Source organism: Okeania sp. SIO2C2 (assembly GCF_010692625.1).
GTDB lineage: Bacteria > Cyanobacteriota > Cyanobacteriia > Cyanobacteriales > Microcoleaceae > Okeania > Okeania hirsuta.
The window spans coordinates 39,579-52,373 of sequence record NZ_JAAHGM010000018.1; the positions used below are offsets into that span (position 1 = coordinate 39,579).

A 12,795-nucleotide genomic window follows, 5' to 3' on the forward strand; every position below is an offset into this window, starting at 1 on the left:
TGGGGTGTGGGAAGAGGGGGAAGAGGGGGAAGTGTGGGGAGAATTTTCGCCCATTTTTTGTATAAAAAAACACATTTTTCTTGAGATTTTCTACTGAATAGAAGCGATCGCTCACCCCTTTGTTAAAAACCTACCCCTGTGAAGAGTGGGGAGTAGGGGAGTGGAAAAAACTGTGAGTAGGAAATAAACCGAAATACATCCTCTTATCCAACTGTTTACTAAAAAATAATTTAGCAGAATCTTATCAATATGGAAAAAGTTGAAATAGTACAGAAACAGCCTACACAACTAGCAGCAACTACAGGATTTTTAGACCAAGTAGCAATCGAAAATGAAACTGTTTGTTTAAGCGGATGGGTTCTCTCATTTGAGCCTGAATCTGTAACTAATTTTAAGGTTTTATTTGGCAGTCAACAATTATTAGGATTTGAATTAACTCAAGGTATTCCTAGCCCTGGAGTGAAAAGAGCACATCCAAATATTTCTGCTGCAAATAATGCTCGTTTTATTATTAGGCTGCCAATGAATAAACAGCAGCAACAACAATTTAAAGATGCTCTGATTATTTTAATTCCTCTAGTTGCCGATCGTGAAGGAGAACCTTTATTAAATGCAGTTAATCCGGCATTATCTGCTTTAGTTAAAACATCACAACCAAGTAATTTACCAACCAAAACTCCTCAATTAGAACTTATTTCTGTTCATGTGCCAAAAGCAGCCGGAACAGCTTTCAGACAAGTTTTATTACAGGTTTATGGAACTCAAGGAGTTCTGACAGATAAAACTAATATGTTTGAAGATAATATGCCAGCTACTATTCATTGGCAGACTAAAGTTATTGAGGGTCATTTTCGCGCGGGTAAATACGATAAGTTATTTCCTGACACTAAGAGAATTACATGGTTAAGAGAACCTATCCATAGATTAATTTCTGATTATTGTTTTCGCCACATATCGAATCCTACAAAAGATTATCTAAATAAACAAGGTTTACTGAAGTTTGCTCAAAGTAACAGTAATCTTATGGCTTATTGTGTAAATGGTAAATCTCTGGATTATTTTGATTTTGTCGGAATTACAGAATATTTTGAAGAGGATTTACTGGCACTCAAAAATATTCTTGATTGGTCAGATTATCAAGTTATTTATCAAAATAGAAATCCTTATCCAGAATATCTTGACTTTCAGAAAGAGGTTTTATCAGACAAAAAATTAATGGATGAATTGGCAAATGCTAATAGTCAAGATATGGAACTTTATGCAGCAGCTTTAAAATTACGAAAAGAAGGAAGAGGGAAGAAGAAAGAAGGAAGAAGGAATGAAGTTAGAAGTGAACAAGAAGTTAGAAGTGGAATTGATTTACCAGAAAAAAATGTAGTTGATTTGGAGCCATATACAGTGTCAGAAAAAACAAAAATATTAGCAACGTTGGGTTCTCTGGATAAGGTAGAATTTGAGCGTCAAGAATTATTATTAACAGGTTGGGTAGTTTCTCGTAATTTAGGGGCAGTAAAAAGCTTTAAATTAACTATTGCAGATACTGAAATAGAAAATTTTGAAACTGCCTTAAATTTACCCAGCCCTGATGTGAGAAGATTACACCCAAATCTTCATAATTCTGACAAAGCAAGGTTTCGTCTCAAGGCATTTCTTAACCCAGAACAAATTTCACAATTCCAAAATGCTGAGATTGTTTTAACTCCTATATTTAAAGACGGCAAAGGTCAGGTTTTGTCTAAAGTATTAGATAATCTCACACAAATAACTTTAGTTAGAAGTGAACAAGAAGTTAGAAGTGACATTAATTTGTCAGCACAAAATATAGTTAATAATCAAGGAAGAGGAAAGAAGGAAGAAGGCAAAAGTGGAATTGATTTACCAGAAAAAAATGTAGTTGATTTTGAACCATATACAGTGCCAGAAAAAACAAAACCATTAGCAAAATTGGGTTCTCTTGATAAGGTAGAATTTGAGCGTCAAGAATTATTATTAACAGGTTGGGTAGTTTCTCGTAATTTAGGAGCAGTAAAAAGCTTTAAATTAACTATTGCAGATACTGAAATAGAAAATTTTGAAACTGCCTTAAATTTACCCAGCCCTGATGTGAGAAGATTACACCCAAATCTTCATAATTCTGACAAAGCAAGGTTTCGTCTCAAGGCATTTCTTAACCCAGAACAAATTTCACAATTCCAAAATGCTGAGATTGCTTTAACTCCCATATTTAAAGATGGCAAAGGTCAGGTTTTGTCTAAAGTATTAGATAATCCCAAACAAATAACTTTTTCTGAAGCACCCATAGTTCAAGAACAACCAAAATTCATCCCACCAATTGAACCAATTACAACAACGGGTCATCTAGATCGAGTAGAGAAAGCCAATCAAAAATTAATCATATCTGGATGGGTAGGTTCTTACAATTTTGGTTCTGTAGAAAGCTTTAAAGTTTTCATCGGCAGTCAAGAATTTACTTCTTTTGAACAAAAATTAGGTCTACCTAGCCCAGATGTAGCAAAAGTTCGGACTCAGCTTAATAATGCTGAAAATGCTAGATTTAGTCTGGAAATACCTCTGACAAAGGCAGAACTTCAAAACTGTCAAAATACTCTAATTACTCTGACTCCAATATTTCAAGGGCAAGAGGGAGAAATTCTATTTCAACTATTTAATCCATACCTGCCAATTCCTGATGGTAAATATATAGAAGGTAAAGCAATTAACTTTATCCAAAGAAGCTGCAAATTTTTAGGTGACTTTATCCAAAGAGTAGGTCTTCAACCCACTGCTGAAGTTTTGGAAATTGGCTGCGTAGTCGGGAATATTGCTTATGGTCTAGCCTATTATTTAAAATCTCCAGGTCGTTATGAAGGGAATGGCTTTTCTGAGGAATTAATATCTTGGGCACAGCAAAATATTAGCAGTCATAAACCACATTTCAATTTCCGTCAGATAGACTCAGATTTGAAACTTCCCTACGACGACAAAAGTTTTGATTTTGTCTTTATTGGTTCCAGATTTATTCAGGTAGGTGGGAGCAAGATTCGTGATTATTTAGATGAAGTTTATCGAGTTTTAAAACCAGGTGGTCGTCTCTTATTCCAATGTTTCTTAGTTAACCACGAGTCAGAACAATTAATATCTCAAGGCAAGAGTTCTCAACCTCTTATTCATAGAGTTGAGGAAGGTTTTACTAAAGACCTAAATTCACCAGAAAAAGGGATGGGTTTTCTGGAGTCTTTATTGTTGGAGTGGGTGATTAATGCTGGTTTCAATGTATTAGGAAAATATTATGGTTCTTGGTGTGGACGAGTGGGTAAGAGAAGTTATCCAGATATGGTAATTATTGAGAAGGAAGAAGTCAGAGTAAAGAAGGCAAAAATTGAGAGTTTGGTAACAGAAGAAGTAGGAAATAAGCAGTCAGAAAATTTACAGGACTTGGCAAAAATAGATAGGGAGCGCTCCTCCGAAGAAGTCAGAGTAAGGAAGAAAAAAATTGATGTTTTGGTTAAAGAAGAAGCAGGAAATAAGCAGTCAGAAAATTTACAAGACTTGGAAAAAATAGATAGCGATCGCTCCTCCGAAGAAGTCAGAGTAAATCAGGAAAAAATTGAGAGTTTGGTTAGACAAGAAGTAGGAAGTAAGCAGTCAGAAAATTTACAAAACTTGGAAAAAATAGATAGCGATCGCTCTGAGGTTTTGCAGAAAAATTTACCATCAGAACCTACTTTAAAAATTACTCCTGAATCTAAGTCTTCTGTATCTCCTTTACTGGCAGAAATAATGGCAGATTTGGAGAAATCGCAAATAGAAATCCAAGAAATTCAAGCTGATCTAGAAAAGTTCAAATCTCAAAGGGAAGATATTCCTGTCAAGAGTCTATTTCCTGTAGAACCAGATACCTCAACTACGGCTAAAAAAAAACTTCTAACTAAACCCTTAGAAGAAGTTGCTCAAAAGTCAAAAATTCCTACTCCCCCACCCGAAAAACAACAGGAATTATTGGGTTTATCCGGAGTAACAGTTGAAAATTTCTGGGAAATTCTTTTAGTAGAAGGAAGAAGGAAGAAGGAAGAAGGAAGAAGGGATTTTTCTGAATCTTTGATAGAAGGAATAAGTCAGCAGAAAGAAGGAAGAGGAGATTTTTCTGAATCTTTGATAGAAGGAATAAGTCAGCAGAAAGAAGGAAGAGGAGATTTTTCTGAATCTTCTATAGAAGGAAGAGTAGATTACTCTAAACCTTCTATTAGTATTCTTACTCCAACCTGGAATTCATCTTTAGATTGGTTTGTGGAAACTGTTTTAAGTGTTCTTAACCAATCTATCTCTAACTGGGAATGGTGCATTGTTGATGATGGCTCGAAACAAACAGAAATTAAAAATATACTTGCAGGTTTAACAGAAAAAGAAGAGAGAATTAAAGTTCTATTTTCAGAAGAAAATGGGGGAATTAGTTCTGCTACAAATAAAGCTTTAAATATGGCTACAGGAGAATATATTTGTTTATTAGACCACGATGATACTCTGGCTCCCACAGCATTAGAAGATAGTCTCAATAAACTGGCAGAAGGATTTGATGTGGTTTATTCCGATGAAGATAAAATTGATTTTTCTGGATTAAATTATATCGTTCCATTCTTTAAACCTGACTGGTCTCCTGAATATTTTCGTGGTGTCATGTATGTCGGTCATTTATTATGTGTACATCGAGAATTAGCTTTAGCTGCTGGTGGTTTTAATAGCGAATTTGATGGAGTACAAGACTATGAGTTTATGTTACGAGTTTCCGAGCAAACTAATAAAATTGCCCATATTTCTCAACACCTTTATCATTGGCGACAAGTTAAAGGAAGTATTTCGGGAGATGCCGATGCTAAAGCAGGTATTGAAGTAGTACAACAAGCTGCTGTTAATTCTCATTTACAAAGAATTGGTTTAGCAGCAAAAGCAGAACCTGGTTTAGGTAAACATCGGATAAATATTAATCCTTTGCCTAAAAATAATCATCCTTTGATTAGTCTAATTATTGCTGCTCCTAATATTTCAGAAAATCTTGATAAATGGTCGGAAAATCTTTTGTCTGTTTCAACTTATCCCAAAAATGAAGTGATTTTAGTTGGTGGGGAAAAAACAGAAAATATTATCGAAAATTCTGCGGTGAAAGTTTTAAATCTATCAGGGCAATTTAATTATTCTCGTGCTTATAATCTGGCTGCCAAAACAGCCAAAGGAGAATATTTTATTTTCCTCAATACTAATTTAGAAGTTGTTACTGAAGATTGGCAACGACATCTTTTATATTACGCCGAACAATCTGATATTGGTGCCGTGGGAGGATTATTAATTTTCCCAGATGGAATTGTTGAACACGCAGGTATTGTATTAGGAAAGTCTGGAAAAGTTGATTATGTAATGCGAGGTTTTCCCTCTAACCATGATGGTTATGCAGGTTCTTTAGTTTGTGCAAGAGAAGTATCTGCTGTAAGTCGAGATTGTTTGATGGTGAGTAGGCAAAATTTTGAAATGGTTGGAGGTTTTAATAAACATTTTTTCTCCGATTATCAAGATGTTGATTTGTGTTTGAAGTTGAGGAAAAATGGCAAGCGAATAGTATTTACCCCCCGTAGTGTTTTAATTAATCATCAATCAGAGAAACACCGAGAAGGAAATTATGATGTGGTTGACTATATGTTGCTATTAGACCAATGGCAAATTGATATGGATTTGGGCGACCCATATTACAATCTAAATTTTGATATTCAACTTAGCGATTATACTGTTGCTTGATAGCTAATAAAGCTACTTTTTTACTCAGTTAAAACCCATTTGTTTTCTATTTTTAAAACTCCCTCTTGATAATCAACCATAGTAACTGCTGCCAGAGTTTCAATCCACACAGTGGCACCACAACTATGAGGTTTTTCTGGTCGGTAGACAATCCTACAGGGGCCGTGAATTTCAGCTTCATGGCCTGTTGCTAAATTGCTGCTGCCTTCTTTAACAGAAAGAATGGTTAAATCGTTATTTTGCTTGCTTTTATTTCTGTCTATGTGGTTGCGATTAAAATGAACAGTGTTCTTGCCAGAACGCTTATGGGAACTCCAACGCGGTTTAGGACCTTTTCCTCGGCGGTGTATTCTGGGCATTCCTTGGTGTAACGGAATTACCCAGGCTCGATTATTGATTTTTCTGGCCCCTTGTATGCGACCTTCCTTTAGCAATACTCGTACTCTTTGAGTGGATATACTTAAAAGACTTGCTGCTTCTGTGGTGCTTACAAACATGATTTCTTCTATTGCGACTATCGCAATAGTACATTAGATAGCTGAAATTGTAGTTAGTGGGATGAAAAAACTTATTGGATGTATAGGAAAGTTTTAAAAATGAAAAAAATATTTTCGAGATAGATATAGATATAGATACTCGCAGCTTAAAATCTGTGGCCCAAGACAGATGAGTTTTAATATGGTGCGTTACATTTCATTAACGCACCCTACTGGACTGTTTCACCTAAAATAGTGCATTAGGCTTTTCGATAATCACCTGAGCACTCGGTCATCTCAATCCCCTACCCTCCCATTTTCTAATGCACATTTTTAGATGAAACAATCCACTACTGGACTACAAATGCTTCAGCGGATATAGCGCATATCTTGCAAGAAATGATAACGAGAAGGTGATGTAACTCCACAAATATTACTACCTTTATTATCACTCCAGTAAAAGTCTAGATATCTTCCAGTATCTTTGCTATCTCTAGCCATTTGTAAATTCTGGTCGGTTAAGACCATGACCAGGATAAGTAGAATAAACAACAAAAGTGCTTGGTGCTTTACCAGTTTTATCATCAAATACTCTAGCAACTGCTAAGTCATGACCTTTCAAAACACCATAGTTTTCTGTACAAATATCGATAGAAATTACTCTTGCTTTCAAAGGACCTCCAGCATAAGCAGAAATTGCTGATAAGAAAGTTACAGCAGATGTAGCAGCAACAGTTAAAGTTAGAGAACGAACCAAGCTCTTTTTTGTTGAATTGATAAATTCTGTAATTACTTTTGACATTTTATTACCTTATTTATTGACTCTTTTTATCCTATAATTACCCATCTCATACAATTTATTGGCAACCCAGTACAAATTGTTGACATACTCCCGGCATCAAATCAGAGATTATGATGCGGGATTCTCATCATTGATGATTCTACGCTCACAGAGACAACTTAAATTAGCCATATTGCTATCGCTAATCCAGAGGTCGGACTCTCCCGTAGCTTTTGGGTCTCCCCCAGATTCCGAGTGCCCCTCGGTACTGTTTACTATTGCTCCTAACATCTCTAACCCTTTAGCCAAAATGTTCCTTGCTGCATTGTGGTCTCTATCAGCAATATAGCCACAATGCGGACATTTGTGGGTTCTAACTGATAATGACTTCTTAACAGCTTGACCACAATTTGAACAATTTTGGCTAGTGAAATGTGGAGTTACTGCTATGCAAGCAATTCCATGCAACTTAGCATAATATTCCAGCCATTCGGTGAACTGATACCAGCTTGCATCAGATATGGACTTAGCTAAATGATGATTCTTAACTAGGTTAGCAATCTTTAAATCTTCATAGACTACCAAGTCGTTAGATTGGATTAACGCCCGTGCAGTCTTTACTGCATGGTCTTTACGTTGTCTACTAATTTTGAGATTTACCCGCGCTAATTGAATTCTTGCTTTGTGGTTAGGGGAGCCGTCGGATTGGCGACGTATATTTGACTGAGGTTTTTTACCTTTCTCGTGGCGACGTGATACTCTCCGTTGTAGCTTTTTTAGTCGTTTTTCCAACTTCCTCAAATACTTAGGATTTTCTACAGCATCACCATTACTATCAGTATAAAAAGCATTTAAACCTAAATCTATTCCTACTACATTGCCTTCAAAATTATGAGTTTCTTTTCTCTCAACATTTATTAAAAATTGACAATAATAGCCATCAGCACGTCTAACAACTCTTACACGACTTATTTGCTGTTCTGAATACCAGGCTAAATCACGGCTTGTCCATAACTCAAATACACCAGCTTTAAAACCATCTTTAAACTTAATTTTCTTTCTGTCTGGAGATAGCTTATAACCAGTTGTTTTATACTCTATTGAACGAGTGAATTTTTTGTTTGCGCAGCATTCCGAAGGAAACTTTGGATAACCCTTTTTACCTGGTAACTTCAGTCTACAATTTTTGTAGAATCGTTGTATTGATTGCCATGCTCTATCGGCTGATGCTTGTCTAGCTTGAGAATTTAACTTTTTAGCCCAAGGAAAATTGGTATCTTTTGCTAGTTGTGAACAAAGCTTTTGTAAGTCGTTGCGTTTGACATCTTTATTATCCATCCAATAGCGCAAACAACTATTTCTGATGAATTGACCTGTGAGAATCATTTCATCTAAAACTTTGTACTGATTTTGACGGCCCTTTAATTTGGCCTCAATTACTAGCAAAGATATGATTAATTCCTCGACTACATTTATTGTTATATCTAAATTTACCCAAAATGTCTACTGGATAAACTATTAATATTTGTGTATAATTATGAAATTGAATCATAATTATACACGCATCATTTCATTCATCTAGGCACGCTCATCATAGATTATAGTGCTAGCCTTTTGATGCGTTTAGATGAATTTGTCAGTATGATGAGTCAAGCAAGTTTAGCGATCGCCTCTCATTCATCTAAAATCTTTTTATCAGGATCTCTCTCCTTACCAAAAAATGAGGTCCAAAGCCTCCCCTTTTATGGGGATGAAAAAATATTCAATCCAGTATTTTCAAGCCTCCGGCTTTAGTGGTCGGTACTGATAACTGATAACTGATAACTGATAACTGAAATGACCCCCCTTTTTTTAAGGATAAGTAGTATATTATGTTTACTTCAGTAGGGCAAACAACAAAAGCTGACGGCTCATAGCTAATTAGCTTATTGACTTACATTTACTAAAAAATCAGATATTCAAAGATATAGTTTTGATGAAAAATATTTTATTTGTTCTGTACGAAGATTTTCATTCTAATAGTGCCCTTCATGTACATCATTTTGCTAATAATTTAGTTAAATTGGGCTTTGATTGTGTGGTGGCTGTTCCTCGAAATAAACAGACTGTTTCTCAAGTGGGAGAACATTTAACACATTTATATAATGTGACAGAATATGGTGAATTTTATCGGCTGAATAAATTATTTAAAAATCAGCAAGGTCCGGATGTAGTTCATGTGTGGACTCCGAGAGAAGTTACGCGAAATTATTGTCATAAACTCCGGAAAGCCTATGATTTTAAATTAGTAATTCACTTGGAAGATAATGAAGAATATGTCCTGGAAAAATATTTAAACAAACCTTTTAAAGAAATAGCTAATGCTAATGGGTCTCTCGCAATTCCAGATAATGTTTCTCATCCCCAGAAATATCGGGAGTTTTTAGCAAGTGCCGATGGAGTGACAGTAATTATTGAAAGGTTAAAAGAATTTGTGCCGAATAATGTACCGAGTTTAGTTTTATGGCCTGGTGTAGAAACAGATTATTTTTATCCCAGAAATCCCAATCCAGAAATAGTAAAAAGGTTTAATATTCCTGAAAATACTTTAGTTTTTTCCTACACCGGAAATGTTCATGCTGCTAATACTCATGAAGTGAGAAGTTTGTATTTAGCTGTGGCAATGTTGAACCGAGAAAGTAAACCTGCAGTGTTAGTTAGAACAGGTAGAGATTTCTGTAATTTTTTGGGGGATGATGATAATTGGGCGCGGAAATATGCCATTGAATTAGGATATGTAGACCGGAGTTTAATGCCAGAAATTTTGGCTTTGGCAGATCTGTTAATTCAACCAGGTAGACCAGATAAATTTAATGATTATCGTTTCCCCTGTAAATTACCAGAATTTTTGGCAATGGGTAAACCTGTAATTTTGCCTGGGACTAATATTGGTTTGGTGATGGAAAATGAGAAAGATGCTTTGGTTTTACCTATGGTTGATGCAGTGAATATTGTTGAGTCGGTGGGTAAGTTGTTTGAGGATAACTTTTTATATAAACAACTAAGTGAAGGTGCAATTAATTTTGCTAAAACTCATCTAAATTGGCAGAAAAATACAGAATTATTGAAATCTTTTTATGAAGAGATTGGGTAGTTTAGTGTCATTTAACTTATTCAACTAGATTTCCTGACTCAAAGATCATCGAATATTTAGGAATTTGAGCGAAAAGGAAGAGTAGAAAATTTTCATCCTGTAAAGCTCCAAAACATAATATGCTTGTTCTTTCCCTTATCAAATCTTTCCATCCATTGTTCCTCAACAGAAAAATACAAACAATTTCATTTTATAAAGCTCTATTAAAAATCGGCATCTCAAAGGAATTTCGGTTGCATTCCCACAAAAATTTTGATATGGTAAAAACTGAGGTAGTTTTCTTGCTCATGCACATGAGTTTTTATTCAACTAAAAACAATATCGTTTCACAGCGATCGCGAATGTTGTAGAAAGGAAAATCAATCTAGAATAGAAGGTATTTCTTAACAGAATAAACCCATAAGCAAAGAAAATATAATTTTTTTTAAGAATCCACAAACTGCCAAAATTATTAAATGATAATTATGTATACAAATTCAAAAACTCAATCTAGTTTAAAATTAACTTTTATAGAAATTTTCACAACCAATTGAATTGAGAATTGCTATATTTTTTCCTAATCAAAAATAGGAGATAAGAACAAATGCCAAATTCAGTCAATATAAATGCTGAATTAGACACAAACGATCTGATTTTTAGATCCCCTGCTGGGGGGGGTGACAAGAGCTGATGAATACGATCTAGACCTGAGCGGAGCAATAATAGGTCAACCAATAACCATTTCTCTGACAGCATAAAATTCAAATCAATACGATACTTTTTGGCAAATTATTGATGCTAATACAGGTAATGTTTTAGCAGATTCAGATGATCATGGTAGCGGTCGTAACTCATTGATTCAGCAGGGTCAACCAACAAATGGAGGTGGTTATGACGATTCAGCAATTCCTAATGAATTATTTCTTCAGGGTGGTCGTGACTATAAAATTCGCGTTACCAGTTTTGGCACGTTAAATCAACCAGGAAGCTATCCCTATTTTCTACAAGTTTCTGTCCCTCAAGGTGACATTGATGTAACTCCCAGAGGTAGTGATTTTAATGGAGAAGTTCAAACAGGAAGCGTTATTAATATTAATGGTGAATTAAACGAAGACGATTTTACTTTCCCATCACCTAGTAATAGTGGCAATACTCTAGTTGATGAATATAGATTAGAAGTTCAAGTGCCAGGGCAACTCGTAAATGTTGCTGCCAGTACCAATGATTCTGGTTTCGATCCTTACTTGGAAGTTATTAATGCCCAGACTAATACTGTCGTTGATTTTGACAATAATAACGGTGGTGGAGTTAACCCACTACTAAACTTACCCAAACTTACCCAAATGAGATTTGAGCTTTGGAGTTAGCTTCCTGCTTCTGTGAGAACCACTGACCGCAGTCTTTAACTTATTTTCTCCACAGGCTTAAAATCGCTTGAAACTCAAGCTACTGATACATCTAGTTTTTCAAGTTGACAGCAGCGTTAAAATCTCTGTCAACTTGTTTGCGAAGCATTCCGTAGGAAAAACCACATTCACTACATTCATAAGTTCTCAAGTGTAACGGCATTTTCTGTTGATGCCCACAGTTTGAAAATATTTGAGAACTTGGATAAAATCTATCAGCTATAATTAATTCACTGCCGCCGTACCACTGACATTTATATATAAGCTGACGCTTAAATTCATAAAATCCACAATCAGCAATAGCACTTGCTAATTTGTGATTTTTGAGCCCACATTCGCCAGGTTATAGTAGAAATTTTGAATATTTTTCAAGTAAGGCAGGGTAAGGAATTAAAGATTTTGGCTATGAGGGATTTAGGTGAAAATTTCTCCCTTTGAGCCGATCGCATCCATTCAGTTTCCTAGATGTATTGCGCTCGCACTCAAGGGCGCGATATAGCTACCGCTAGGCTCCGCCAACGCATTTAATTGCTTCCCAACCCACCACTAATATCTCTAGACTATTCAATGACAGAGTCAGCAAGGTTTTGAGACTAGCGATCACTATTTAGCCACACAGATGGTATTATATATAATAGAGTTGTTGGGAAATAAAAATTTAAAATGCTCAAAAGCTTACTGTATAAGGCTTTCCGGATTTGAAGCTTGAAAATAGCTATAAACTTTGACTGATAAGGGTTTTAGCCATTTTTTGTGCTTAATTCCCAACAACTCTAATATAGCCGGAAAAAAAATCCCCCAACAGCACCGTTAATCTGCGGAATGTAGGTTTGAGCATTCCACTAAAACCTTTTTTTTTGAGGATATAATAGAGTTGTCGCTAAATAAAGGGAAAAAATCACTCTAACCTAGACAGAGCAATAATTACAAGCATTTTTGCTATTAGATAGCTACAATCCTTACAGAACAAGGTTTTTGGGATTTTTTTAAGTTATAAAGCGACCAGTCTAATATATAGAAAAATAGGCGTTGCTGAGTGGTAATGATTTTTAGATTAAGTATTAACGCAAAACATAAGTTTTTCAATTTTACCTTCAGCTACTTACCATTACATTTCAGCAACGCCGAAAAATAGTCGAGATTTAACTTTCCTGGGGAGCAAGATTCTAAATTGCGATCATGGAAGAGCAGCGTCATCTTTGATTCGCTGTCTAGAGGATTTCACCTACTATAATA

7 protein-coding genes and 1 pseudogene are annotated in these 12,795 nt (G+C 35.4%); 3 read left to right on the top strand and 5 right to left on the bottom strand.

Features of this window, described 5'->3' with window-relative positions:
- Window positions 1-249 precede the first annotated feature (249 nt).
- On the top strand, window positions 250-5,784 hold the full coding sequence (locus tag F6K18_RS16740; protein ID WP_287522354.1) for a glycosyltransferase: 5,535 nt from the start codon (window positions 250-252) through the stop codon (window positions 5,782-5,784).
- Window positions 5,785-5,804: 20 nt separating this feature from the next.
- Here the strand turns inward: F6K18_RS16740 and F6K18_RS16745 are convergent, their stop codons facing one another.
- From F6K18_RS16745 to F6K18_RS16760, 4 genes are all read right to left on the bottom strand, one after another.
- On the bottom strand, window positions 5,805-6,281 hold the full coding sequence (locus F6K18_RS16745) for a DNA-binding protein (protein ID WP_287522356.1): 477 nt from the start codon (window positions 6,279-6,281) through the stop codon (window positions 5,805-5,807).
- A gap of 348 nt (window positions 6,282-6,629) precedes the next feature.
- Window positions 6,630-6,761, bottom strand: coding sequence for a hypothetical protein (locus F6K18_RS16750; protein WP_287522357.1), 132 nt, complete (start codon window positions 6,759-6,761; stop codon window positions 6,630-6,632).
- The gene (locus F6K18_RS16755) at window positions 6,754-7,062 is read right to left on the bottom strand and encodes a hypothetical protein (protein ID WP_287522358.1); all 309 of its coding nucleotides are present in this window, start codon (window positions 7,060-7,062) and stop codon (window positions 6,754-6,756) included. The genes F6K18_RS16750 and F6K18_RS16755 overlap by 8 nt, the downstream gene beginning before the upstream one ends.
- Window positions 7,063-7,170: 108 nt before the next feature.
- Window positions 7,171-8,487: a transposase gene (locus tag F6K18_RS16760; protein WP_287522360.1), complete on the bottom strand. Its 1,317-nt coding sequence runs from the start codon at window positions 8,485-8,487 to the stop codon at window positions 7,171-7,173.
- 529 nt (window positions 8,488-9,016) lie between these two features.
- Here F6K18_RS16760 and F6K18_RS16765 point away from each other — a divergent pair.
- Both F6K18_RS16765 and F6K18_RS16770 read left to right on the top strand, forming a co-directional pair.
- Complete coding sequence (locus F6K18_RS16765) at window positions 9,017-10,174, top strand: glycosyltransferase family 4 protein (protein ID WP_287522428.1); 1,158 nt, start codon at window positions 9,017-9,019, stop codon at window positions 10,172-10,174.
- A gap of 833 nt (window positions 10,175-11,007) precedes the next feature.
- Window positions 11,008-11,520 (top strand): hypothetical protein, encoded by a 513-nt coding sequence (locus tag F6K18_RS16770; RefSeq protein ID WP_287522361.1) that lies wholly within the window; start codon window positions 11,008-11,010, stop codon window positions 11,518-11,520.
- Window positions 11,521-11,611: 91 nt separating this feature from the next.
- Here F6K18_RS16770 and F6K18_RS16775 read toward each other — a convergent pair.
- Window positions 11,612-11,887, bottom strand: a pseudogene (locus tag F6K18_RS16775) (zinc ribbon domain-containing protein); the annotation flags it as partial.
- Between the last annotated feature and the right edge of the window lie 908 nt (window positions 11,888-12,795).